The organism is Terrabacter sp. R4-6 (assembly GCF_057529065.1).
This window is the reverse complement of sequence record NZ_CP197224.1, coordinates 4,387,773-4,412,961: the sequence shown is the minus strand read 5'-3', so window position 1 is coordinate 4,412,961 and position 25,189 is coordinate 4,387,773. Positions and strand designations below refer to the sequence as shown.

At 72.1% G+C, this 25,189-nt stretch carries 20 protein-coding genes and 1 tRNA gene; 4 read left to right on the top strand and 17 right to left on the bottom strand.

Annotated elements, in window-relative coordinates:
* Nucleotides 1-82 precede the first annotated feature (82 nt).
* From ACSSS0_RS20365 to hisI, 13 genes are all read right to left on the bottom strand, one after another.
* Nucleotides 83-793, bottom strand: a complete 711-nt coding sequence (locus ACSSS0_RS20365; protein ID WP_435986192.1) for an ANTAR domain-containing response regulator — start codon at nt 791-793, stop codon at nt 83-85.
* 95 nt (nt 794-888) lie between these two features.
* Nucleotides 889-971, bottom strand: a tRNA-Leu gene (locus ACSSS0_RS20360).
* Between the two features lie 163 nt (nt 972-1,134).
* Complete coding sequence (pyk, locus tag ACSSS0_RS20355; RefSeq protein WP_487229422.1) at nt 1,135-2,592, bottom strand: pyruvate kinase; 1,458 nt, start codon at nt 2,590-2,592, stop codon at nt 1,135-1,137.
* Nucleotides 2,593-2,774: 182 nt separating this feature from the next.
* A complete protein-coding gene (locus ACSSS0_RS20350; protein ID WP_435986194.1) occupies nt 2,775-4,232 on the bottom strand; it encodes a glutamate synthase subunit beta in 1,458 nt (485 codons plus the stop codon).
* The gene (gltB, locus tag ACSSS0_RS20345; RefSeq protein ID WP_487229421.1) at nt 4,225-8,790 is read right to left on the bottom strand and encodes a glutamate synthase large subunit; all 4,566 of its coding nucleotides are present in this window, start codon (nt 8,788-8,790) and stop codon (nt 4,225-4,227) included. Before gltB ends, ACSSS0_RS20350 begins: the two co-directional genes overlap by 8 nt.
* Before the next feature lie 202 nt (nt 8,791-8,992).
* Nucleotides 8,993-10,072, bottom strand: a complete 1,080-nt coding sequence (gene lgt / locus ACSSS0_RS20340) for a prolipoprotein diacylglyceryl transferase (RefSeq protein ID WP_487229420.1) — start codon at nt 10,070-10,072, stop codon at nt 8,993-8,995.
* Nucleotides 10,069-10,869 (bottom strand): tryptophan synthase subunit alpha, encoded by an 801-nt coding sequence (gene trpA / locus ACSSS0_RS20335; RefSeq protein WP_487229419.1) that lies wholly within the window; start codon nt 10,867-10,869, stop codon nt 10,069-10,071. Before trpA ends, lgt begins: the two co-directional genes overlap by 4 nt.
* Nucleotides 10,866-12,125, bottom strand: a complete 1,260-nt coding sequence (trpB, locus tag ACSSS0_RS20330) for a tryptophan synthase subunit beta (RefSeq protein WP_435986198.1) — start codon at nt 12,123-12,125, stop codon at nt 10,866-10,868. The genes trpA and trpB overlap by 4 nt, the downstream gene beginning before the upstream one ends.
* 2 nt (nt 12,126-12,127) lie before the next feature.
* Nucleotides 12,128-12,955 (bottom strand): indole-3-glycerol phosphate synthase TrpC, encoded by an 828-nt coding sequence (trpC, locus tag ACSSS0_RS20325; RefSeq protein WP_487229418.1) that lies wholly within the window; start codon nt 12,953-12,955, stop codon nt 12,128-12,130.
* A gap of 5 nt (nt 12,956-12,960) precedes the next feature.
* Complete coding sequence (locus tag ACSSS0_RS20320; protein ID WP_435986200.1) at nt 12,961-13,230, bottom strand: HGxxPAAW family protein; 270 nt, start codon at nt 13,228-13,230, stop codon at nt 12,961-12,963.
* Between the two features lie 58 nt (nt 13,231-13,288).
* A complete protein-coding gene (locus tag ACSSS0_RS20315) occupies nt 13,289-13,930 on the bottom strand; it encodes a Trp biosynthesis-associated membrane protein (RefSeq protein ID WP_487229417.1) in 642 nt (213 codons plus the stop codon).
* Nucleotides 13,927-15,510, bottom strand: coding sequence for an anthranilate synthase component I (locus ACSSS0_RS20310; RefSeq protein WP_487229416.1), 1,584 nt, complete (start codon nt 15,508-15,510; stop codon nt 13,927-13,929). The genes ACSSS0_RS20315 and ACSSS0_RS20310 overlap by 4 nt, the downstream gene beginning before the upstream one ends.
* Nucleotides 15,511-15,756: 246 nt before the next feature.
* A complete protein-coding gene (hisI, locus tag ACSSS0_RS20305) occupies nt 15,757-16,155 on the bottom strand; it encodes a phosphoribosyl-AMP cyclohydrolase (protein WP_435986203.1) in 399 nt (132 codons plus the stop codon).
* Between the two features lie 92 nt (nt 16,156-16,247).
* On the opposite strand from hisI, the gene ACSSS0_RS20300 reads away from it, so the two are divergent.
* Nucleotides 16,248-16,937: a hypothetical protein gene (locus tag ACSSS0_RS20300; protein ID WP_487229415.1), complete on the top strand. Its 690-nt coding sequence runs from the start codon at nt 16,248-16,250 to the stop codon at nt 16,935-16,937.
* A gap of 6 nt (nt 16,938-16,943) precedes the next feature.
* On the opposite strand, the gene ACSSS0_RS20295 is transcribed toward ACSSS0_RS20300, so the two are convergent.
* The 3 genes from ACSSS0_RS20295 to ACSSS0_RS20285 are packed head-to-tail and all read right to left on the bottom strand — an operon-like array spanning nt 16,944 to nt 21,720.
* A complete protein-coding gene (locus tag ACSSS0_RS20295; protein WP_487229414.1) occupies nt 16,944-18,755 on the bottom strand; it encodes an ABC transporter ATP-binding protein in 1,812 nt (603 codons plus the stop codon).
* The gene (locus ACSSS0_RS20290) at nt 18,752-20,617 is read right to left on the bottom strand and encodes an ABC transporter ATP-binding protein (RefSeq protein ID WP_487229413.1); all 1,866 of its coding nucleotides are present in this window, start codon (nt 20,615-20,617) and stop codon (nt 18,752-18,754) included. Before ACSSS0_RS20290 ends, ACSSS0_RS20295 begins: the two co-directional genes overlap by 4 nt.
* A gap of 47 nt (nt 20,618-20,664) precedes the next feature.
* Nucleotides 20,665-21,720 (bottom strand): GNAT family N-acetyltransferase, encoded by a 1,056-nt coding sequence (locus ACSSS0_RS20285; RefSeq protein WP_487229412.1) that lies wholly within the window; start codon nt 21,718-21,720, stop codon nt 20,665-20,667.
* A 76-nt stretch (nt 21,721-21,796) separates the two neighbouring features.
* On the opposite strand from ACSSS0_RS20285, the gene ACSSS0_RS20280 reads away from it, so the two are divergent.
* The gene (locus tag ACSSS0_RS20280; RefSeq protein WP_487229411.1) at nt 21,797-22,438 is read left to right on the top strand and encodes a TIGR03085 family metal-binding protein; all 642 of its coding nucleotides are present in this window, start codon (nt 21,797-21,799) and stop codon (nt 22,436-22,438) included.
* 18 nt (nt 22,439-22,456) lie between these two features.
* Here the strand turns inward: ACSSS0_RS20280 and hisF are convergent, their stop codons facing one another.
* On the bottom strand, nt 22,457-23,230 hold the full coding sequence (hisF, locus tag ACSSS0_RS20275) for an imidazole glycerol phosphate synthase subunit HisF (RefSeq protein WP_487229410.1): 774 nt from the start codon (nt 23,228-23,230) through the stop codon (nt 22,457-22,459).
* 54 nt (nt 23,231-23,284) lie between these two features.
* Between hisF and ACSSS0_RS20270 the strand changes: the two genes are divergently transcribed.
* Both ACSSS0_RS20270 and ACSSS0_RS20265 read left to right on the top strand, forming a co-directional pair.
* Nucleotides 23,285-23,872 carry a uridine kinase family protein gene (locus tag ACSSS0_RS20270; protein ID WP_487229409.1) on the top strand — a complete coding sequence of 196 codons (588 nt, stop codon included), beginning with the start codon at nt 23,285-23,287 and terminating at the stop codon, nt 23,870-23,872.
* 2 nt (nt 23,873-23,874) lie between these two features.
* Nucleotides 23,875-25,071, top strand: coding sequence for an MFS transporter (locus ACSSS0_RS20265; RefSeq protein ID WP_487229408.1), 1,197 nt, complete (start codon nt 23,875-23,877; stop codon nt 25,069-25,071).
* Nucleotides 25,072-25,189: the final 118 nt, after the last annotated feature.

The window sequence follows — 25,189 nt, the reverse complement described above, 5'->3', positions numbered from 1 at the left end:
GGGTCACGGGAAACTCGCGATGAGTGACCGTGTCGTGACCTGTTCGGGACGTGCTCCCGGAGGATGTGCGGTCGAGGACGCGTCAGGACGCCGGAAAGCCGTTGATGACGGCCTCGGCGACCTCCTTCATCCCGAGGCGGCGGTCCATCGCGGTCTTCTGGATCCAGCGGAAGGCGTCGGACTCGCTCAGCTTGAGCTGGGTCATGAGCACACCCTTGGCACGGTCGACGAGCTTGCGCGTCTCGAGGCGCTCGCCGAGGTCGGCGATCTCGGCCTCGAGCGCCTTGAGCTCCTGCCAGCGCGAGGTCGCGATGTCGATGGCGGGGCGCAGGTCGTCGGCGGTGAACGGCTTGACGATGTAGGCCATGACGCCGGCGTCGCGGGCGCGCTCAACGAGCTCGGTCTGCGAGAAGGCGGTGAGCATGATGACGGGGCACAGCTTGGCCTCGTGGAGCTGCTCGGCGGCCGAGAGCCCGTCGAGGACGGGCATCTTGACGTCCATGATGACGAGGTCGGGCTTGACCTCCTTGGCGAGCTCGACGGCCTGCTCGCCGTTGCTCGCCTGGCCGACGACGTCGTAGCCCTGCTCCCCGAGCATCTCGACGAGGTCGAGACGGATGAGCGCCTCGTCCTCGGCGACGAGGATGCGGGTGGCCCCGCTGACCGGCGCAGCGGCGCCGGCGTCCTCGGGTGCCGGCGTCGCCTCGGGGACGGCCGGGGCCGCGGAGGCCGCGGAGGCATCGGCGGCGGTGGCGGGGGTCGGCCTGGGGGTCGTGCTCTCGTCAGTGCTCACGGGCAAAGCGTAGCCGGGGCCACGTTTCCGGCGCGTTTCGGGACCGTCGACCCGGCAGTCGCGCCGGGAGCGGGCGCGGTCGTGGGCGCCCAGGGTGCCGAGGGCGGGACTCGAACCCGCACGGCCTTGCGGCCAGAGCATTTTGAGTGCCCCGTGTCTGCCATTCCACCACCCCGGCCGGAGTGCCGCGCCAGCATACCCGTGGCGACGTGGGAGCCGCGGCCGCCGGCCGCGCCGCACTCCCCCGGACACACGTATGCCGCCGGGCGGGCCCGGCGGCATACGTCATCGGTCGCTTCTGGCGAGCCGTGCGTGACGTGCGTGACGTGCGGTGGCACGCCTCAGCTCGTGACCTCCTCCGGCCGGTAGGCCGGGGCCGCACGGTTGACGGCGTCGCCGACCCGGTGCACGCGCAGCGCGTTCGTCGAGCCGGGGATGCCGGGGGGCGACCCGGCGACGATGACGACGCGGTCGCCCTCGGTGACGCGGCCCTCGGGGATCAGCTTGAGGTCGACCTGCATGGCGAACTGGTCGGTGTGGTGCATGCGCGGCACGAGGTAGGTCTCGATGCCCCAGACCAGCGCGAGGCGCGAGCGGACGCGGGGCTCGGAGGTGAAGGCGAGCATGGGCAGGCGCGGACGGATGCGGGCCATCCGCGTGGCCGACCCACCCGTCTCCGTGAAGGTGATGAGGAACTTCGCCCCGACGACCTCGCCGATCTCGGCCGCGGCCTTGGTCACCGCTCCCCCGACCGTCTTGGGGTTGGTCTTCATCCGGGCGATCTTGTCGTAGCCGTGCACCTCGGTGGACTCGATGATGCGCGCCATGGTGCGCACCGAGTCGATCGGCCAGGCACCGACGGACGTCTCGCCCGACAGCATGAGCGCGTCGGCGCCGTCGAGCACCGCGTTGGCGGCGTCGGACGCCTCGGCGCGGGTCGGACGGGGGTTCTCGATCATCGACTCGAGCACCTGCGTGGCGACGATGACCGGCTTGGCCTCGCGGCGGGCCAGCTCGATGGCGCGCTTCTGCACGAGCGGGACGTCCTCGAGGGGCATCTCGACGCCGAGGTCGCCGCGGGCGACCATGATGCCGTCGAACGCCGCGATGATGCCCTCGAGGTTGTCGACGGCCTGCGGCTTCTCGATCTTGGCGATGACGGGGATGCGCTCGCCGAACTCGTCCATGATCGCGTGCACGTCGTCGATGTCGTCGGCCGAGCGGACGAACGACAGCGCGATCATGTCGACACCGAGGCGCATGGCGAAACGGAGGTCCTCGCGGTCCTTGTCGGACAGGGCCGGCACGCTGACGGCGACACCCGGCAAATTGATGCCCTTGTTGTTGCTGACCTGGCCGCCGATGACCGTCTCGGTGAGCACGTCGGTGTCGGTGACCTCGACCGCGCGGAGCATGACCTTGCCGTCGTCGATGAGCAGGACGTCGCCGGGAGTCACGTCACCGGGCAGCCCGTCGTAGGTGGTCCCGACGATCGTGTCGTCGCCGTCGACCGCGCGGGTCGTGATGGTGAAGCGCTGGCCGGGGCTCAGCGTGACCGGACCGCCGGAGAAGCGACCGGTGCGGATCTTGGGGCCCTGGAGGTCGACGAGGATGCCGACGGCTCGGCCGGACGCGTCGCTGGCGGCGCGGACGTCGCGGTAGACCTGCTCGTGCACGGAGTGGTCACCGTGGGAGAGGTTGAGGCGGGCGACGTCCATGCCGGCGTCGACGAGGGCGCGGAGCTGGGTGGGTGATGAGGTCTTGGGTCCGATCGTGCAGACGATCTTGGCGCGACGCATGCTTCAACCTTATGGGTGCTGTGACGTGGGTCACCACACGGGTTCGTCCTGTGGACGCCCCGCGGCGTCGTCGGCGCGGGCTCCGTTGTGGCTCAGGGTGATCATGAGCGTATGCCGTGTCGCCGAGGTGGCGACACGGCATACGCCGGGATGCGGCGGGGTGGCCGGATGCCGGCCGGTGGTCAGACGGTGACCGGGCGGTCGCTCGGGCCGATCGGACGCGGGAGCGAGCTGGACCCGGTGAGCCACGCGTCGACGCCGGCGGCCGCGGCGCGGCCCTCGGCGATGGCCCAGACGATGAGCGACTGGCCACGACCGGCGTCGCCGGCGACGAAGACGCCGGGGACCGAGCTCATGAAGTTCTTGTCCCGCTGGACGTTGCTGCGCTCGTCGAGGGCGACGCCGAGCTGCTCGACGACACCCGGGCCCTGCGGACCGAGGAAGCCCATCGCGAAGAGGACCAGCTGCGCCGGGATCTCGCGCTCGGTGCCGGGCTTGGAGGTCGGGCGGCCGTCGACGAACTCGACCTCCGTCAGGCGCAGCGCCGAGACGTTGCCGTCGTCGTCACCGACGAACTCCGTCGTGCTGACGGCGTAGAGGCGCTCGCCCCCCTCCTCGTGGGCGCTCGCGACGCGGTAGAGCATCGGGTAGGTCGGCCACGGCTGGTTGCCCGGGCGGTCCTCCCCCGGCTGCGGCATGATCTCGAGGCTCGTGACGGACGCCGCGCCCTGGCGGTGCGCGGTGCCGATGCAGTCGGCGCCGGTGTCACCGCCGCCGATGACGATGACGTGCTTGTCGGTGGCGAGGATCTGGCCCTCGACCTGCTCGCCGAGCGCGGCCCGGTTGCCCTGCGGGAGGTAGTCCATCGCCTGGTGGATGCCTCCGAGCTGACGGCCCGGCACGTCGAGGTCGCGCGGGACCGTGGCCCCGAGGGCGAGCACGACGGCGTCGTAGCGGTCGCGGAGCTGTCGGCCCGTGATGTCGACGCCGACGTTCATCCCGTTGCGGAAACGGGTGCCCTCGGCCGTCATCTGGTCGAGTCGCCGGTCGAGGACCGACTTCTCCATCTTGAACTCGGGGATGCCGTAGCGCAGCAGCCCGCCCGGCTTGTCGGCTCGCTCGAAGACGGCGACGGTGTGGCCCGCGCGCGTCAGCTGCTGGGCCGCGGCGAGGCCGGCGGGGCCCGACCCGACGACGGCGACCGTCTTGCCCGAGAGCCGCTCGGGCGGGAGCGGCGTGACGAGACCCTCGTCGAAGGCACGCTCGATCGTCGTCACCTCGACCTGCTTGATCGTCACGGCAGGCTGGTTGATGCCGAGCACGCACGCGGTCTCGCAGGGCGCCGGGCAGAGACGTCCGGTGAACTCCGGGAAGTTGTTCGTCGCGTGGAGCCGCTCGATGGCGTCGGACCAGTCACCGCGCCAGGCGAAGTTGTTCCACTCGGGGATGAGGTTGCCGAGCGGGCAGCCGGAGTGGCAGAACGGGATGCCGCAGTCCATGCAGCGCCCGGCCTGGCGCTGGAGCTGCCCGAGCTCCTGCTCCTCGTAGACCTCCTTCCAGTCCCGGATGCGCACGGGGACGGGGCGGCGGGCCGGGAGCTCGCGCTCTCGGGTGGTGAGAAAGCCTTGGGGGTCAGCCACGGGAAGCCTCCATGATCCGGTTCCACACTTCGGGTCCGTCGAGGTCGAGGCCTTGCGCCTCCGCCTCGGCCCGGACGTCGAGGACACGCTGGTAGTCGCGCGGCAGCACGAGCGTGAAGCGCTCGCGGGCGTCCGCCCAGTCGTCGAGCAGGGCTTGCGCGACCGGCGACTCGGTCCACCTGACGTGTCCCTCGAGCAGCTCGCGGAGCGGCTTCTCGTCGTCGGGTCGCAATGGCAGGAGGTCGACCATCTCGCGGTTGACGAGATCGGCGTCGAGGTCGAGGACGTAGGCGACGCCGCCGGACATGCCGGCCGCGAAGTTGCGACCGGTCCGACCGAGCACGACGGCCGTGCCACCCGTCATGTACTCGCAGCCGTGGTCACCGACGCCCTCGACGACCGCGTGCGCGCCGGAGTTGCGCACGCAGAAGCGCTCGCCGACGATGCCACGCAGGAAGAGCTGGCCTGTCGTCGCGCCGTAGGCGATGACGTTGCCGCCGATGACGTTCTGCTCGGCCACGAGCGAGGCGTCACGGTGCGGCCGGACGGCGACGCGACCACCGGAGAGGCCCTTGCCGACGTAGTCGTTGGCGTCACCGAAGAGCTGCATCGTGACCCCCGCCGGCAGGAAGGCCCCGAAGGACTGCCCACCGGAGCCGGTCATCGTCAGCTCGATCGTGTTGTCGGCGAGACCGTGCGGGTGCGCCTTGGTGACGTGGTGCCCGAGCATGGTGCCGACCGTGCGGTTGACGTTGCGGACGGCGATCTCGGTGCGCACCGGCTCACCGGTCTCGATGGCCGACAGGGCGCGGCTCAGCAGCTCGTTGTCGAGGGCCTTGTCGAGGCCGTGGTCCTGCGTGGCCGACTGGTGGAGCGTGCCACCGGTCGGGTTGTCGGCGACGGCGAGGATCGGGCTCAGGTCGAGACCCGACGCCTTCCAGTGCGCGATGGCCTTGTCGAGGTCGAGGCTGCCGACCTGGCCGACGGCCTCCTCGATCGAGCGGAAGCCGAGCGAGGCGAGGTGCTCTCGCACCTCCTCGGCGATGTACTCGAAGAAGGTCTCGACGAACTCCGGCTTGCCGGAGAAGCGCGAACGCAGCTCGGGGTTCTGGGTCGCGATGCCGACCGGACAGGTGTCGAGGTGGCAGACGCGCATCATGATGCAGCCCGAGACGACGAGCGGCGCGGTGGCGAAGCCGAACTCCTCGGCGCCGAGCAGCGCGGCCACGACGACGTCGCGACCGGTCTTGAGCTGCCCGTCGACCTGGACGACGATGCGGTCGCGCAAGCCGTTGAGCACGAGGGTCTGCTGGGCCTCGGCGAGGCCGAGCTCCCACGGCGCACCGGCGTGCTTGAGCGAGGTGAGTGGCGAGGCGCCCGTGCCGCCGTCGTGGCCGGAGATGAGCACGACGTCGGCGTGCGCCTTGGACACGCCCGCCGCCACGGTGCCCACGCCGATCTCGGAGACGAGCTTGACGTGGATGCGGGCCGCCGGGTTGGCGTTCTTGAGGTCGTGGATGAGCTGCGCCAGGTCCTCGATCGAGTAGATGTCGTGGTGCGGAGGCGGCGAGATGAGGCCCACGCCCGGCGTCGAGTGCCTCGTCTTGGCCACCCACGGGTAGACCTTGTGGCCGGGCAGCTGTCCGCCCTCGCCGGGCTTGGCGCCCTGGGCCATTTTGATCTGGATGTCGTCGGAGTGGGTGAGGTAGAGGCTCGTCACACCGAAGCGTCCGGACGCGACCTGCTTGACGGCCGAGCGGCGCTCGGGGTCGAGCAGGCGGTCGATGTCCTCGCCGCCCTCGCCGGTGTTGGAGCGACCGCCGAGGTGGTTCATCGCTACAGCGAGGGTCTCGTGCGCCTCCTTGGAGATCGAGCCGTAGCTCATCGCGCCGGTGTTGAACCTCTTGACGATCTCGCTGACCGGCTCGACCTCCTCGATCGGCACGGGAAGGCGCCCGGTGACCCCGGTCGGCCGGAAGCCCATGAGACCGCGCAGCGTCATGAGGCGCGACGTCTGGTCGTCGATGCGCCCGGTGTACTGCTTGAAGATGTCGTAGCGACGCTGGCGCGTCGAGTGCTGGAGGCGGAAGACCGTCTCGGGGTCGAAGAGGTGCGGCTCGCCCTCGCGTCGCCACTGGTACTCGCCACCGACCTCGAGGGTGCGGTGCGGCTGGTGGACGCCGTCCGGCGGGTAGGCCCGGGCGTGGCGCTCGGCCGTCTCGCGGGCGATGACGTCGAGACCGACGCCGCCGAGCTGGCTGACCGTGCCGGTGAAGTAGCGGTCGACGAGCGGCTGCGCCAGGCCGATGGCTTCGAAGACCTGCGCCCCGCGGTAGGAGGCGACGGTCGAGATGCCCATCTTGGACATGACCTTGAGGACGCCCTTGCCGAGTGCCTTGATGAGGTTGGCGACGGCCTTCTCGGCCGTGACGCCCTCGATCTCGCCGGCCCGGACGAGGTCCTCGACGGTCTCCATGGCGAGGTACGGGTTGACGGCAGCGGCGCCGAAGCCGATGAGCAGGGCCACGTGGTGCACCTCGCGCACGTCGCCCGCCTCGACGAGCAGGCCCACCTGGGTGCGGGTCTTCTCGCGGATGAGGTGGTGGTGCACGGCGGCCGTGAGCAGCAGCGACGGGATGGGCGCGAGGTCACGGCCCGAGTCACGGTCCGAGAGCACGACGAAGCGGGCTCCGCGGCGGATCGCCTGCGAGACCTCGGCGAAGATCTCCTCGAGGCGGTCGCGCATGGCGGCCGCTCCCCCGGTGACGTCGTAGAGGCCGCGGACGACGTGCGTGGCGTAGCCGGGCAGGTCGCCGTCGGCGTTGATGTGCACGATCTTGGCGAGCTCGTCGTTGTCGATGACGGGGAAGTCGAGGACGAGCTGGCGGGCGTGCGACGGCGTGGCCGACAGCGCGTTGCCCTCGGGGCCCATGTAGGTGCCGAGGGAGGTGACGAGCTCCTCGCGGATCGCGTCGAGCGGCGGGTTGGTGACCTGCGCGAAGAGCTGGGTGAAGTAGTCGAAGAGCAGCCGCGGCCGCGACGACAGGACGGCGATGGGCGTGTCGGTGCCCATCGAGCCGAGCGCCTCGCCGCCCGAGCGGGCCATCGGCGTCAGCAGGATGCGCAGCTCCTCGGCGGTGTAGCCGAACGTCTGCTGACGTCGCGCGACCGAGGCCGCGGTGTGCACGATGTGCTCGCGCTCCGGGAGGTCCTCGAGACGGATGAGGCCCGCGTGCAGCCACTCGGCATACGGCTTGGCGGCGGCGAGCTGGCTCTTGATCTCCTCGTCGCTGACGATCCTCCCGTGCTCGGTGTCGACGAGGAACATCTTGCCGGGCTGCAGCCGGCCCCGCTGGACGATCGTCTCGGGGTCGAGCTCGAGCACGCCGGACTCCGACGCCAGCACGACGAGGCCGTCGTCGGTGACGGTGTAGCGGCCGGGGCGCAGGCCGTTGCGGTCGAGGACCGCGCCGACGAGCGTGCCGTCGCTGAAGCAGACGTTGGCCGGCCCGTCCCACGGCTCCATGAAGGTCGAGTGGAACTCGTAGAACGCCTTGCGGGCGGGGTCCATCGTGGCGTGGTTCTCCCACGCCTCGGGGATCATCATGAGCACGGCGTGCGGGAGCGAGCGGCCACCGAGGTGGAGCAGCTCGAGCACCTCGTCGAAGCTCGCCGAGTCGGACGCCTCCGGCGTGCAGACCGGGAAGATCCGCTCGAGGTCGCCCGGGATGATGTCGGACGTCAGGAGGCTCTCCCGGGCGTGCATCCAGTTGCGGTTGCCCTTGACGGTGTTGATCTCGCCGTTGTGCGCGATGAACCGGTACGGGTGCGCGAGGGGCCACGACGGGAACGTGTTGGTCGAGAAGCGCGAGTGCACGAGCGCGAGCTCGCTCTTGAACCGCGGGTCGGACAGGTCGGGGAAGAACGGCTCGAGCTGGCCGGTCGTCAGCATGCCCTTGTAGACGATGGTGCGCGAGCTGAGCGAGGCGAAGTAGACGTCGACCTCGTGCTCGGCACGCTTGCGCAGGCAGAAGGCGAGCCGGTCGAGACCGAGGGCCACCTGGCGACCGATCGAGCTGCTGACGAAGAGCTGCTCGAAGAACGGCATGCAGTCGCGTGCGACCGTGCCGACGAGGTCGGCCTCGACGGGGACCTCGCGCCAGCCGAGCACCTTGAGGTTCTCGGCGACCGCGATCTCCTCGATGCGGGCCTTGGCCGCCGCCCGCTCGATGGGGTTCTGGGGCAGGAAGGCGATGCCGGCGGCATACGCCCCGCTGTTGGGGAGCGTGAAGGGGACGCTCGCCCGGAAGAACTCGTCGGGGACCTGCGTCAGGATGCCCGCGCCGTCACCGACGAGCGGGTCGGCGCCCGTGGCGCCACGGTGGTCGAGGTTGCGCAGCGCCGTGAGGGCGTGGTCGACGATGTCGTGACCTGCCGTCCCCCGCATCGTCGCGATGAGGGCGACGCCGCAGGCGTCGTGCTCGAACTCGCGTCGGTAGAGACCGGAGTTCTCCGGGTGTGCACTGAAGAGGGCACGGGTGCGGGTGTGCGGCGGCATCTTCACCGTCCTTCTGCTGGGTCCCAGGCGGGCGACCGCGACGGGGCCACGCGACATGACTGAGGGCATGTGGACGGCACTGGCCACAGGCGTTGCTGACGACGATATCGGAGGGACCGCTCGTCCTACCTGTTGATACGGCGGATTCCGAATCGTGAGACGTCGTGCTCACGTCCACGGTCGGGACGTGACGCAGACCGCATCAGCACTGCGCCGGACGGTCCACCTTCGACGCGGTGTCCGCGGTGTCGTTCGGCCGGTCGGCGAGGGTCTCCGCCGAAGGATCTTCGGAGCCGTCGGCGTCCGGGCGCTCGCCCGCCTCGGTGGCCTGCTCACCCTGCTCGGCCCGCTCGTCGCCGTGGTCGGGCTGGTCACTGCCCTCGGCGAGGGCCGGGTCGTCCGGAGCGGTCGGGCCGGGGGGCTGCTCCATCCGGCCGAAGTGCCGCCACAGGTAGACGCCGAGGAGGAAGACGAGGATCGAGACCCACGTGTTGACGCGCTGCCCGAGGATGAGGTTGGCCGAGTCGGTGCGCATGTTCTCGATCACGATGCGGCCGATCGGGTAGCCCATGACGTAGGCCGCGAAGACCTGGCCCGCCTTGAGCCGGCGGTGGTGGCCGAGCCAGATGAGGAAGGCCGCGAGCAGCAGGCACCAGAGGGCCTCGTAGAGGAAGGTGGGCTGGAAGTAGCCCTTGACGACCGGGTTGCCCTGCGCGTCGACGACGGCGCGACCGAGCGAGGTGTCCCACTCGTAGATGCGCAGCCTCCACGGCAGGTCGGTGGGCGCTCCGTAGATCTCGTTGTTGAACCAGTTGCCGAAACGGCCCATCGCCTGGGCGATCGCGAGACCGGGAGCCGCCGCGTCGACGAAGTCACGGAAGGCGACGCCGTTCTTGCGGCAGCCGATCCACGCGCCGACGGCGCCGAGCGCCACGGCGCCCCAGATGCCGAGCCCGCCCTCGTAGATGGCGAACGCCTTCCACGGGTCGCCGTTCTCGCCGAAGTACGGCTGCGGCGTCGTGATGAGGTGGTAGATCCGTCCGCCGACGATGCCGAACGGCACCGCCCACGCCGAGATGTCGATGGCGATGCCCTTGCGGTGACCACGGGCCTCGAGACGCTTCTGCGTCAGCCAGACCGCGACGACGATGCCGGCGAGGATGCACATGGCATAGCCGCGGATCGGCAGCGGGCCGAGGTGCCAGACCCCGACGCTCGGCGACGGGATGTCGGCGGGCAGGGCGGCGCCCAGTGCGGCGGGGACGCCCGCGAGCACGCTCATGACCGGCCCCGACGGACTCCGTCGGCGAGCTCACGGGCCAGGGCGCCGAGCGCCTCGAGACCCTGCTCCTCGGAGTCGGCCTCGGTGAGGCAGCGCACGAGCGCCGAGCCGACGATGACGCCGTCGGCGTAGCGGCCCACCTGCGCGGCCTGGTCGCCGGTGGAGACGCCGAGCCCGACGCAGACGGGCAGGTCGGTGTGCTCGCGGGTGCGGGAGACGAGCGCGTCGGCGGCCTCGCCGACGCTGGCGCGCGCGCCCGTGACGCCCATGACGGCGGTCGCGTAGACGAAGCCGCGGCACTGGGCGGTCACGGCCTCGAGGCGCTCGGGCGTCGAGCTGGGCGCGACGAGGAAGACCTTGTCGAGGTCGTGGGCGTCGGCGGCAGCGATCCAGTCGCCGGCCTCGTCGGGGATGAGGTCGGGCGTGATGAGCCCGGCTCCCCCGGCCGCCGCGAGGTCGGCGGCGAAGCGCTCGACGCCGTAGCGCAGGACGGGGTTCCAGTACGTCATGACGAGCGCACCGGCGCCGGCGGCCGAGACCTCACGGGCCGCGGTGAAGATGTCGGTCAGGTGCACCCCGGCGGCCAGGGCACGCACGGCGGCGTCCTGGATGACGGGGCCGTCCATCACGGGGTCGCTGTAGGGCACCCCGATCTCGACGATGTCGACGCCGGAGTCGACGAGGACCTTCATCGCGGCGATCGACCCCTTGACCGACGGGAAACCGACGGGGAGGTAGCCGATGAGCGCGGCGCGGTCGTCGGCGCGGCACTTCTCGATGATCGTGGCGACGCTCACTGCTGCACTCCCATGCCCTTGGCGCCGTCGTCGTCGGGCAGGCGCGCCGACCCGTCGTCGCCGATGAGGCCGAACCACTCGGCGGCCGTGTGGACGTCCTTGTCGCCGCGGCCCGAGAGGTTGACGAGCAGCACGGCGTCGGGGCCGAGCTCGCGTCCGACCTTCATCGCGCCGGCGAGCGCGTGGGCGCTCTCGATGGCGGGGAGGATGCCCTCGGTGCGCGAGAGCAGCGAGAACGCCTCCATCGCCTCGACGTCGGTGACGGGGCGGTACTCGGCCCGCCCCGACTCGAGCAGGTGGGCGTGCTCCGGACCGACGCTGGGGTAGTCGAGACCGGCCGAGACGCTGTGCGACTCGACGGTCTGGCCGTCCTCGTCCTGCATGACGTAGGTGAAGGCGCCGTGGAGCACGCCGGGGATGCCGGCCGAGAAGCGCGCGGCGTGCTTGCCGGACTCGACGCCCTCGCCACCCGCCTCGAAGCCGATCAGCCGGACGGCGCGGTCGTCGATGAAGCGGTGGAAGATCCCCATCGCGTTGGAGCCGCCGCCGACGCAGGCGAGGACGGCGTCGGGCAGTCGACCGACGAGGTCGAGGACCTGCTGGCGCGCCTCGACCCCGATGACGCGGTGGAAGTCGCGGACCATCTCCGGGAAGGGGTGCGGCCCGGTCACCGTGCCGAGGACGTAGTGCGTCGTCGACACGTTGGCGACCCAGTCGCGGAACGCCTCGTTGACGGCGTCCTTGAGCGTCTTGCTGCCGTTGTCGACCGGGACGACCTCGGCGCCGAGCAGGCGCATCCGGGCGACGTTGAGTGCCTGGCGCTCGGTGTCCTTGCGGCCCATGTAGACGACGCACTCGAGACCGAGCAGGGCCGCCGCGGTCGCCGTCGCGACGCCGTGCTGGCCCGCGCCGGTCTCGGCGATGACGCGGGTCTTGCCCATCCGCTTGGTCAGCAGCGCCTGGCCGAGCACGTTGTTGATCTTGTGCGAGCCGGTGTGGTTGAGGTCCTCGCGCTTGAGGATGACGCGGGCTCCGCCGCAGTGCTCGGCGAAGCGCGGCACCTCGGTGATGATGCTCGGCCGTCCCGTGTAGGTGCGCTGGAGGCGCTCGAGCTCGCCGACGAACTCCGGGTCGACGACGGCCTTGCGCCAGACCTCCTCGAGCTGCTCGAGGGCGGGGATGAGCGCTTCGGGGACGTAGCGTCCGCCGAAGCCCCCGAAGCGGCCGTATGCCGGCACGTTGGATGTCGTGGTCATGCTCACTCTCCTGCCGCGCCGGGGCGGGCCGTGGCCCGGACCGCGGTCGCGGCGTCGATGAAGCCGCGGATCGCGGCCTCGGGGGCGCCGTCCTTGACGAGGGCCTCGCCGACGAGCACGGCGCCGGCTCCGGCGCGCACGTAGACGGCGACGTCCTCGGGGCCACCGACTCCGGACTCGGCCACGCCGACGACGCTCTCGGGCACGCGGGGCAGCAGATCGGTCACGGTGCGGGGGTCGACCTCGAGGGTCTTGAGGTTGCGGGCGTTGACGCCGACGAGCGCGGGGTCGAGCGCGAGGGCCCGGTCCAGCTCGGCGGCGTCGTGGACCTCGACGAGCGCGGTCATGCCGAGCTCGCGGGCCTGGTCGTGCAGGTCACGCATGAGCGCGTCGTCGAGAGCCGCGACGATGAGGAGGATGAGGTCGGCGCCGTGGGCCCGGGCCTCGGTCACCTGGTAGGCGTCGACCATGAAGTCCTTGCGCAGCAGGGGGGTCCGGACCGCCGCGCGCACCTCGTCGAGATCGGCGAGGCTGCCGGAGAACCGGCGCTCCTCGGTGAGCACGCTGATGGCGCTCGCTCCCCCGGCGGCATACGACCGCGCGAGCAGGCCGGGCTCGGGGATCTCGGCGAGCGCACCCTTGCTGGGGCTGGACCGCTTGACCTCGGCGATGACGGCGACACCCTCGGCGGAGCGGATGCCCGGCATCGGGTCGAGCGCCGGAGGGACCGAGGCGAGGCGCGCCTCGAGGTCCGGGAGCGACAGCGCGGCACGACGGCGCCCGAGATCCTCGCGGACGCCGCTGATGATCCCGTCGAGAACCGTCGGCACTGCTCTCAGCTCTTGCCGATGGTGTCGGCGCCCGCCTCGTCGGGGGCGTCGACGATCGAGCCCGCCTGCGCGTGGTGGCCGTTGCTGCCGTAGCCGGCCATGGACATCGTCTTGCCCGCTGCGACCCCGGCGACGATGACGGCGGCACCGATGATGCCGAGCAACAGGCTGGGGATGACGACGGCCACGGACGCGATGGCCGTGCCGAGCAGGATGATCCCGACCCCGGTCCAGGCGGCGGTGCTGTGACCGTGGTCCTCGTGCTGCTCTTCCATGGCGTCCTCTCTGGTCCGGTCGGCTCCACTCTCGTGCGGGCCGACGACGTTCATTCTGTCAGGTCTCGTCGGGGGCGTCGCGCAGGGTCGGGTCCCGGCCCTCGGACAGCTCGTCCCACGTCGTGCGGACCTCTCCCCGGGGCCCGCTCGTGGGCTTGTCGCCCCGCTCGTAGCGACCGGAGAGGCCGGCCCACGTGCGGCTCGACACGGCGGCGAGCACGGAGCCGAGGACCAGCAGGACCGCCGCGGCGACGGCGAGCCAGACCCAGACGGTGCTCGCCCCGGTGGCGGCCGGCGCCGTCGTGCGGGCGAGCTCGCGGGCGACGGCGTCGGCCACGGTGTCGACGGGGCGCAGGGCCACGAGGAGCGTCATCCCCAGCGCCCCGAGCGAGGCGAGCACGATGACGGCGGCGGCGACGGCGCGGATGACCCGACCGCCCGTCATGAGGCCGAGCAGCGCGACGACGCAGACGACCGTCAGGCCGACGACGCCCGGTGCCGCGGTGCCGCCGGTCACGTCGGTGACCGCCTGGCTGAGGACGTCCTTGGACTCACCACTGGCCCACGTGCGCGTCGTGAGGCCGAGCAGCAGGGCCGCGGGCACGAGGACGACGAGGGCCGCGCGCTTCTTGTCGAGCGCGACGGGCCGGGTGTCGGACGGGGTGCCGGACGAGGTGCCGGACGGGCTGCCGGAGGTCATGGGCGGTGCTCCCCCAGGGGTCGCAGGCCCGCGGCGGCGGCCACGGCGCGCAGGGCGGCGGCGGCCTTGTTGACCGTCTCCTCGTACTCGAGGTGCGGCACCGAGTCGGCGACGATGCCGGCGCCGGCCTGGACGTGCGCGAGCCCGTCCTTGATGAGGGCGGTGCGGATCGCGATGGCCATGTCGAGGTCGCCGGCGAAGTCGAGGTAGCCGACGACGCCGCCGTAGAGGCCGCGGCGCAGCCCCTCGTAGGCGTCGATGAGCGCCATGGCCCGCGGCTTCGGCGCCCCGCTCAGGGTCCCGGCGGGGAACGTGGCGACGAGCGCGTCGTAGGCGCTCTGGTCGTCGCGGAGGTCACCCACGACCGTCGACTCGATGTGCATGATGTGGCTGTAGCGCCGGATCGCCATGAAGTCGACGGTGTCGACGGTGCCGGCGCGGCAGATGCGCTGGAGGTCGTTGCGGGCGAGGTCGACGAGCATGAGGTGCTCGGCGCGCTCCTTCGCGTCGCCGAGCAGCTCCTCGGCGAGGTGCGCGTCGTGGTCGGGGCTCTTGCCACGCGGGCGCGACCCGGCGATCGGGTGCGTGATGGCCTGGCGCCCGGTCACCTTGATGAGGGCCTCGGGGCTCGAGCCGACGATGTCGTAGGCCGTGCCATCCGGGTGGGGCAGCCGCAGGAGGTACATGTAGGGGCTGGGGTTGCTGACCCGCAGGGCGCGGTACACGTCGAGGGCGTCGGCGCGGCAGGGCACGGTGAAGCGCTGCGAGACGACGATCTGGAAGGCCTCGCCGGCGCGGATCGCCTCCTTGGCCTCCTCGACCATCTCCTCGTACTCGGTCTGCGTGTGGCTGCTCGTCGGGTTGCTCGGGGTGGGCTCGATCGTGGCCACGGTGCTCGGCGCGGGGGCCGCGAGCTCGTCGGTCATCCGGTCGAGGCGGCTGACGGCGTCGGCCCACGCGTCCTCGATGCGCTCGTCAGTCGCGTCGTGGTTGACGGCGTTGGCGATGAGCAGCAGGGACCCGTCGCTGTGGTCGAAGACGGCGAGGTCGGTGGCGAGCATCATCGCCACCTCCGGCAGGTCGAGCTCGTCGCGACCGCCGTCGGGCACCTTCTCCCAGCGCCGGACGGCGTCGTAGGTGATGGCGCCCACGAGGCCCCCCGTCAGGGGCGGCAGACCGGGCGTCCGGGGCGTGGCGAGGGCGGCGACGGTGTCGCGGACCGCTGCGGTCGGGTCGCCGTCGGTGGGGAGCCCGACCGGCGGCTCGCCGATCCAGTGGACGCGGCCGTCCTTCTCCGTCAGCGTCGCGGCGCTCCGGGCGCCGACGATCGAGTAGCGCGACCACACTCCGCCGTGCTCCGCCGACTCGAGCAGGAAGGTGCCCGGGGCGTCCTTGGCGAGCTTGCGGTACACGCCCACCGGCGTCTCCGCATCGGCGAGCACCCGCCGCACGACGGGGATGACACGTCGGTGCTCGAGGGCGAGCTCGGTGAAGACCTCGAGGCTCGGCCACGTGCGGCCCCACGCGAGGTCGGCGTGTGGCGCGGGCGCGGCGGCGAGCGAGGTGTTCGAGTCGGGCACCGAGCCATTCTGGCCCACGCGGTGGTATGCCGTGTCCCCGCCTCACCCGTCGAGCACCACCCCCGCTCGCGAACCCACCTCGAGCGAGCGCGCAGCCACGGACGCTGCGCGTAACCACCGACGAGCGAGCGCCACCTCCGGAGCCGGCGGGACGGAGCGCTCACTCGAGTGGGACGGAGCGCTCACTCGACGTGGGGGGTCTGGCTGTGGCGGTGGGGTCAGGCGGTGGCGTCAGGCGGTGGGGGGTCAGGCGGTGGGGGTCGGTTCGCCGACGGTGGCGGGGAGGACCCGCGCGTCGAAGCACGTGCGGTCCCCGGTGTGGCAGGCCGCGCCGACCTGGTCGACGGTCACGAGGAGGGCGTCCCCGTCGCAGTCGAGGCGCACGCCCTTGACCCACTGCACGTGGCCGCTCGTGTCGCCCTTGCGCCAGTACTCCTGCCGGCTGCGGGACCAGAAGGTCACGCGGCCCTCCCCGAGTGTGCGACGCAGGGCCTCGTCGTCCATCCAGCCGACCATGAGCACGTCTCCCGTGTCGTGCTGCTGCACGACCGCGGCGACGAGGCCGTGCTCGTCACGCTTGAGCAGCTCGGCGATCTGCGGGTCGAGCGTCGTGGGGTCGGGGATCGGGTCGAGGGCGTCGGTCACCCACCCATTGTGCCGGGCCACCCGTCAGCCTTCCGGCCCGGTCCCGGTCCGGCCCCGGGCCGAACCGGACCGCCCGGACCTACGATCGGCGGGTGGTGACCGACCGAGCGACCCGGGCCGTGCTCCTGCTCCCGAGCCCGCTCCTGCCGGGCTCGGTCCACGACGGCCTGCGCGACGCCCTCGGTCGCCACCGCCTCGAGGCCTCCGTCGCCCCAGCACGACTCAACCGGGGCGAGGGGGCCGTCGACCTCGTCACGCGCTGGCTGCGCCTCGTCGGTCCCGGCACGGTCCTCGTCGCCCACAGCAACGCCGGCTACCTCGCACCGCTCGTCCGCGCGGCCGGCGACGCACCGCCTCCGGTCGTGTTCATGGACGCAGCGCTGCCGCCGGCCGACGGGTCGTGCGCTCTCGCTGCGGCCCCGTTCCGCTCCTGGCTGGCGACGCTCGCCGACGCCGAGGGGCTGCTCCCGCCGTGGACCCGGTGGTGGCCGCGGACCGACCTCGAGGAGGCGCTGCCCGCGGACCGTCTCGACGCCGTCGACTCGGTCTGCCCGCGCCTGCCGCTGGCCTACTTCGACACCGAGGTGACGGCGCCTCCCGGATGGGTCGACGGGCCCAACGCATACCTCGCCTTCGGCGACACGTACGGGGACGAGCGGGCCTTCGCCGAGCGCCACGGCTGGCCCGTCGCCGACCTCGAGGGGTCGCACCTGTGCTTCGTCACCGAGCCGGACGACGTGGCCTCGACCATCGCCTCGCTCGTGGAGCGGCTCAGCGCGTAGGAGCGGTCAGACCGCCTGCTGCTGGGCGACCCACGACTCGTGGAGCTTGGAGTAGACGCCTCCGAGGCGGACGAGCTCCGTGTGGTGGCCGCGCTCGACGATGCGCCCGGCGTCGACGACGATCACCTCGTCGGCGGCCTGGGCCGTCGAGAGCCGGTGCGCGATCGCGATGGACGTGCGGCCACGGGTCAGCGAGTCGAGGGCGCGCTGGATGCGCACCTCCGTGCTCGGGTCGACGGCGGACGTCGCCTCGTCGAGGACGAGCAGGTCGGGGTCGGCGAGGTAGGCGCGAGCCAGGGCCACCAGCTGCCGCTCGCCGGCCGAGAGCGACTCGCCGCGCTGGCCCACGTCGGTGGCCAGCCCGAGCGGCAGGGTCGAGACCCACGGGTCGAGGCCGAGCTCGGTGAGGGTGAGCCGTACGTCCTGCTCGCTCGCCTGGGGCCGCCCGAAGCGGATGTTGTCGAGCAGGGTGCCGTCGAAGAGGAACCCCTCCTGCGGCACGAGCACCACGCGCGACCGCAGGGACGAGAAGCGGATCGTGCGCAGGTCGACACCGTCGAGGAGGACCTGGCCGCTGCTGGAGTCCATGAGCCGCGTGAGCAGCTTGGCGAGGGTCGACTTGCCCGAGCCGGTCTCGCCGACGATCGCGACGCGGCTGCGCGGCGCGATGGTGAGGTCGATGTCGTGGAGCACGGGAGCCCCACCGGGGTAGGCGAACCCGACCTCGTTGAACTGGACGGTGATCGGTCCGCGGGGCAGCGTCACGCCTTCGTCGCCGGGGTCGGAGACGTCGGCCGGGGTGTCGATGATGCCGATGACCCGGCGCCAGCCGGCGACGGCGTTCTGCATCTCGTTGAGGATCTCGGTCGCCTGCTGCACCGGCTGGGTGAAGAGGTTGACGAGGAAGAGGAAGGCGAGCAGCTCACCGAGCGTCAGGCTGCCGCGCGCGGCCAGCACGGTGCCCACGACGAGGACGACGGCCGTGGTCAGCCCGGAGACGAGCTGGCCGGACGTGAAGGCCACGACCGAGCGGGCCTGCGCGCCGATGGCGGCCTTGCGGTGGGCCTCGACCGCGGCGTCGATGCGCTCGGCCGTGCGGTCCTCGACGCCGTAGGCGCGGATGGCCTGGGCCCCGACCACGGCCTCGGAGATGGCGCCCAGCATGTCGCCGACCCGCTCGCGGACCGTGGTGTACGCGCGCCCGACGATGCCCTGGAACTTGCGGATGATGACGAAGAGCGGCACGAAGCAGAGCCACACGACGAGGCCGAGCAGCGGGCTGTAGACGACCATGAGGACCGTCGCGAGCGTGATCTGCGCGATGTTGATGAGGAGCATGAGCCCGCCGAACTGCACGAACATCGAGATCGTGTCGACGTCGGAGGTCACGCGGGAGACGAGCGACCCGCGGCGCTCGGTGTTCTGGGTGAGCATCGCGAGGTCATGGATGTGACGGAACGCCTTGAGGCGCAACGTCGCCAGGCCGTTCTCGGAGGACCGGAAGAGGCGGATGTTGACGAAGTAGGCGGACACCGCCGTCACGGCGACGCCGACGAGGGCGATGCCGATGTAGACGGCGACGACCTGGGTGTCGGGGCCTCCCTCGGCGAGGATGCCGTTGTCGGTGATGCGCTGGACGACGAAGGGCACGAGCACCCGGCCGAGGGTCGAGAGCACGGCGAGCAGCACCGTGACCCAGATGCCCCTGCGCAGCTCGGGTGAGAGCTCGACACCCCGACGCAGCGTCTGCGCCGTCGTCATCTCCTTGCCCGTGGCGACACCGTGGTGCTCGACGAGGACATGGGACCGCATGCTCATCGGGAGACCTCCTCGGCCGCGTCGGCGCCACGGCCGTGGTCGTCGAGCTCCTCTGCGGCCGCGATGGCCTCGCGCTCTGCCGCCTCGCGGGCGTATGCCGTGACGAGCCTCTCGTAGCCGACGCACCGGCCGAGCAGCTGCTCGTGGGAGCCGTGGTCGACGACGCGTCCGCCCTCCATGTAGACGACCTCGTCGGCGAGCAGGATCGTGGCCATGCGGTAGGCGACGACGAGGACGGTCGTGCCCGAGCTCGCCTCACGCAGTCGGGCGAGGATGGCCTGCTCGACGCTGGGGTCGACGGCCGAGGTGGCGTCGTCGAGGACGAGCAGCTGGGGCTCGCGGATGACGGCGCGGGCCAGGGCGATGCGCTGGCGCTGCCCGCCCGAGAGGCTGGCGCCGCGCTCGCCGACGTGGGTCTCGAGACCGTCGGGCAGGCGCTCGACGAAGCCGGCGCCCTGCGCGACGTGCAGCGCACGCCAGACGCTCACGTCGTCGTGCTCGGCCCCGAGCGTGATGTTGCCGCGCACGCTGTCGTCGAACATGAACGTCTGCTGCGCGACGAGTGCGGCGACGTCGCTGACGCCACCATGGCGAACCTGGCGCAGGTCGACCCCGTCGACGAGCACGGCTCCCGAGTCGGGGTCCACGAGCCGCATGACGAGGTTGGTCAGCGTCGACTTGCCGCTGCCGGTGGGCCCGACGATCGCGACGGTGGCGCCGGGCGCGACGTCGAGCGTCACGTCGACGACCGCGGGGTTGAGGTCGGGCTCGCCCGTCTCGGACTCGATCTCGTAGGCGTACGCGAGGCGCTCGGCCTGCAGGTGGCTCGCGGCGCCTCGGGGCAGCGACCGGTCACCGAAGGTCATGCTGCCCGTCGCGTCCAGGACGGCCGAGACGCGATTCCACCCGACGACGGCCCGCGGCAGCTCGGCGAGGACCCACCCGAGCGCACGGACGGGGAAGGCGAGGATGGAGAAGAGGTAGGCGATCTGGACGACCTGGGCGGCCGTGATCTGGCCGCTGCTGACCCGCAGGGTGCCGACGAAGAGCACGGCGAGCGTGCCGATCGTCGGGATGGCCTCGATGGCGGGGTCGAACCGGCCGCGGGTGCGGCCGACCTCGATGTTGGCGTCGCGCAGCTCGTGGGTGACGACGCGGAAGCGCTCGGCCTCGTGGTCCTCACGGCCGAGCGACTTGACGATGAGGGCCGCCTCGAAGCTCTCGTGCGCGACCTCCGAGACGTCGGCGCGCAGCTGCTGCGCGCGGGTGACCCGCGGCGACATGGCCCGCTGGAAGGCGACGTTGGCCAGGAAGAGCATCGGGAAGACGGTGAGCCCCACCAGCGCGAGCCAGGGGTCGACGATGACCATCTGGACGATGCCGAAGACGAGCATGACGACGACACCGAGGGCCATGGGCAGGGGCGCGAAGATGTTCCACGTCGCCTCGACGTCGGCGTTCGCGTTGGAGAGCAGCTGACCGGACGGGTGCTTGTGGTGCCAGCTGAGCGGGAGCCGGAGGTACTGGCGGGTGACCTGGCGGCGGTACATCGCGCCGAGGTTGTACATCGCGACGCCGCCGGCGATGCGGCGGCCGATGACGCCGATGATCGTCGTCAGCACGACCGCGGCCATGACACCGCCGATGAACCACAGCTGGGACGCGGTGACGTAGCCGGCCTCGATGGCGGGCGAGATGGCGTGCTGCACGACGAAGCCGATGGCCGCCGCCGTCAGGCTCGTCATGACGCCGTAGACGACGCTGCCGACCACGGCGAGGGAGAACCAGCGCGGCTGGCCCTTGATGCCCCGACCGATGACGGCGAGACCCTCCCGAAGGGTCGAGGTGGGCGGGACGTTCACGGTGTTGCTCCCCTGGTGACGTGCTCTGTGGTCGACCCCTCAGCCTCTCACGCGTCACCGACACCTCTGACATCCGACCGTCTGGCCCAGAGCCACTCGGCGCCCGCCTCCCGGGGCCGCACCGGCTCCCCCGGCTCCCTCGGCTCGTCGGCCCGCTCGAACCCGAGGCGGGCGAGCACGCGGTGGCTGGCGACGTTCCCGGGCTCGGTGTGGGCGACCACGGAGAGCCCGGCGGCCTCGAGCGAGCGCACCATCCCCGACAGGACGTCGGTCATGAGGCCACCTCCCCGGGCCTGCGGGACGAGGCCGTAGCCGACCTCGACGACGCCCGCGTCAGGCGGTCCGAAACAGCCGATCGAGCCGACGACGAGCCCGTCGGACCTCCGGACGACGTGGCGCGGTGACCACGCGTCCGGCCCCGAGGCCATCATCCCGACTGCATCGAGGTCGTCCTCGCGCGGGTAGCCCTCGGCCCAGCCGGCCCGCCTCTCCCCCGCGCGCATCGCCGCGGCCTCCTCGGACGTGACGGGCACGAGCCGGGCCTCACGCGTCTCGACCGGGCCGGGACCGATCGGCCGCGCCGGCGCGCCGGTCCGGACCCAGTGCCGCAGGACCCCGTCCCGCTCGTCCTCCAGGACGCCCCCGCACGAGGTGATGGTCCTCGCGGACGCCGTGTTCGTCGCGTCGCACGTCACGAGGACCGGGTCGATGCCGCGGGACGCGGCGAGGCCCAGTGCGAGTCCCAGCGCCTCGCGGGCGATCCCCTGCCGCCGCACAGCCGGCGCGACGGCATACCCGATGTGGCCGCCCTCGACGAGGAGGGACGGGGTGAGCGCGTGGCGCACGGCGATCGTGCCGACGACGCGACCGTCACGGACGATCCACCGGTTCGACGACGGCACCCGGCCCTCCGGGAGGGCCTCGTCGGAGCGCTCCATCCGCCCGAGCCAGTCGACCCACTCCTCGAAGGCCGTGCGGTCCCGGAGCAGCTCCCGGTCGCTCGAGCGGTAGCTCGAGCCGTGGACGGTCTCGCCGCCGAAGTCGTCGACCATCTCCCACCACGAGTCCGACAGGTCGACGGTGGGGCGCACGAGCTCGATCACCGTCCGACCCTAGGGACCACGCACCGCCGGGTGCCACCGGATTCGACTCGCCCCGCGACCCTGAGAGGATGGGGCCATGACGCGCCACGCCCAGTCCGAACGCCTCCAGCTCTGCGACGAGCTCGACCGGCTCGGCCCCGACGAGCCGACGATGTGCGGCGGGTGGGACACCCGCGACCTGGCGGCGCACCTCGTCATCCGTGAGGGCCGGCCCGACCTCGCCGTCGGCACCCTGGTGCCGTTCCTCGCGGGTCGGCTCGAGAGGGAGCAGCGCCGGATCGCGCACGGCGACTACCCCGCCCTCGTCGAGCGCATCCGCAAGGGCGCCCCGGTCTGGAACCCGATGGCGCACCCGAAGGTCGACGAGCTGACCAACCTCATCGAGTACTTCGTGCACCACGAGGACGTGCGCCGCGCCCAGTCCGGCTGGGAGCCGCGCGAGCTGCCCGCGGCGCTGCAGGGCAAGCTGTGGTCGGCGCTCAAGCGCTCCTCGCGCCTGATGTTCCGCAAGTCGGCGACGGGCATCGTCCTCATCGGCGAGGGGCAGGGCCGGTACGCCGCCAAGCTCCCGGACGAGCACGGCACCGTCGTGCTCCGCGGGACGCCCGCCGAGCTCGTCCTCTACGCGTACGGACGCAAGAGCGTCGCGCGGGTCGAGTTCGAGGGGGACGCCGACGACATCGCCGCCCTCCAGAAGGCCGAGCTCGGCATCAGCTGAGCCGGCCGGCCCTCACGCTCAGCGCACGGTCACGCCGGCTGCCCGCAGGGCGTCCTTGACCTCACCGACGGTGAGCTCGCGGAAGTGGAAGACGCTCGCGGCGAGCACCGCGTCCGCGCCCGCCTCGACGGCCGGGGCGAAGTGCTCGACGCGCCCGGCTCCCCCGCTCGCGATGACGGGCACCGACACGGCCGCACGGACGCGGCGGATCAGCTCGAGGTCGAAGCCGTCCTTCGTGCCGTCGGCGTCCATCGAGTTGAGCAGGATCTCGCCGGCGCCGAGCTCGGCGGCGCGCGCGCACCACTCGACGGCGTCGAGATCGACGGGCGTGCGCCCGCCGTGCGTCGTCATGACGAAGTCCTCCGTGGGGCGGCCGTCGTCGCCGATGCGCCGGCGGACGTCGGCCGACAGGACGAGCACCTGCGCGCCGAACCGCGCGGCGATCTCGGCGATCAGCTCGGGTCGGGCGATGGCGGCGGTGTTGACGCCGACCTTGTCGGCGCCGGCCCGCAGCAGCCGGTCGACGTCGTCGACGGTGCGGACGCCGCCCCCCACCGTGAGCGGGATGAAGACCTGCTCGGCGGTCCGGCGCACGACGTCGTAGGTCGTCTCCCGGTCTCCGCTGCTCGCCGTGACGTCGAGGAAGGTCAGCTCGTCGACGCCCTGGTCGTCGTAGAGCTTCGCCAGCTCGACGGGGTCGCCCGCGTCACGGAGGTTCTCGAAGTTGACGCCCTTGACGACGCGCCCCGCGTCGACGTCCAGGCAGGCGATGACTCTCGTGGCGACCGGCATACGACAAATCTAGGGCAGCCCGGGTGACACCCCCGGGTCGGTAGGGTCGCGCCCATGTGGGACGAGGTGACGCGGCCGCCGCGCGAGGAGCACGTTGCCGCCGTCGTGTCCCTCGCGCTCGCGGCCCAGGCCCGCTGCGGCGACGTCGTCGTCATCGCCCTCGACGGGCCGAGCGGCGCCGGCAAGACGACCCTGGCCCGCGGCATCGAGCTCGCGCTGGCGCCGTCGGGCCCGGTCGCCGTCGTGCACATGGACCACCTCTACCCGGGCTGGGACGGGCTGGGCCAGGCACCAGGGCTGCTCACGACGCAGGTGCTCGAGCCGCTCTCGCGCGGCGCGCGGGCGGCCTACCGGCTGTGGAGCTGGGTCCGCGAGGAGTGGTCGGGCACGCGCGAGGTGCCACCGTGCCGTTTCCTCGTCGTCGAGGGGTGCGGTTCCAGCGTCGAGCCGGCGGGGTCGTATGCCGCCGTGTCCGTCTTCGTCGACGCCGACACCGCCCTCCGGATGCGCCGCGGGATCGAGCGCGACGGCGAGGCCTACCGGCCCCAGTGGCAGCGCTGGGCCGACCAGGAGGCGGCCCTCTTCAGCGCCGACGCCACGAGGGAGCGCGCGGACCTCGTCCTCGACACATCTAGTCTCTGATGGTGCTTCGACGAGACCGACCGCTCCGCCCGCTCCCGCCCGTCTGGGTCATGGCGCTCGCGCTGGTCGCGGTCGCCGCCAACCTCCGGATCGCGATCACGAGCGTCCCCCCGCTGCTCGACGCGATCTCCGCCGACCTCGGCCTCAGCCACGCCGCCGCCGGGGCGCTCACGACGTTGCCGGTCCTCTGCATGGGCCTCTTCGCCCCGGTCGCGAGCCGCATCGCCCACCACATGGGGGCGGCCGCCGCGGTCCTCGGTGCCGTCATCAGCATCCTCGTCGGCACGGCCAGCCGTTTCGCCGGCGACCACGTCGTCGTCCTCTATGCGGGGACCTTCCTGTGCGGCGTCGGGATCGCTGTCGCCGGCACCCTGCTGCCCCGGCTCGTCAAGACGTTCTTCCCACCCGAGCGGACCGGGCTCGTCACGGGCCTCTACATGCTCGCGATGATGGGCGGCGCGGCCCTCAGCTCCGCGGTCGCCGTGCCCCTGGCCGACCGCTTCGGCAGCTGGCAGGCCTCGCTCGGGTCGTGGTCGCTCGTCGCCCTCGTCGGCGCGCTCGCATGGGCGCCGTTCACGGTCCGGGCCAACCCGCACCACACCCCCGACGAGGAGGGTCCGGGCCGGTTGCCCTGGCGGCACCCGACGGCCTGGCTCGTCGCCGGCTACCTCACCCTGCAGTCCTGGTGCTTCTACTCGGCCGTCACGTGGCTCGCGCCGACCTACGTCGAGCACGGGTGGTCGCGGGGCTCGGCCGGCTACCTCGCAGCGGTCTTCAGCGGGGCCCAGATCGTGTCGGGCCTGCTCGGACCCGTCCTCAGCGACCGGACCCGGGACATGCGCCGCCTGCTGTGGCCGGCCGCCGTGCTCGGGACCATCGGGTCCCTCGGGATCTGGCTGTCGCCCCTCACGGCGCCCTGGGTCTGGGCGGTCGTCACCGGGCTCGGCCAGGGCGCGGCGTTCTCCCTCGCGCTCGTGCTGCTCGTGCGCTACGCCGTCACCCCCGAGGCGAGCGGGCGCCTCACCGGGATGGCCTTCCTCATCTCCTACGGCATCGCCTCGATCGGACCGCTCGCGATGGGGCTCGTGCGCGACGTCACCGGCAGCCTGTCGCTCGTGTGGGGCATCCTCGCCGCGATCGGGATCGTCCAGATCGTCGTCGTCGTGCGCCTGCGCCCCGACCTGCGTCGCGTGGAGTAGCCCGCCGGACCACCGTGCCGACCCCTACATCTGGGGCTCGTGGTGCGTCTGGGACGACCCAATTAGGGCGAAACGGCGTACAAGGGACGATTTGCCTGTGCAGAATGCTCGCCGGACG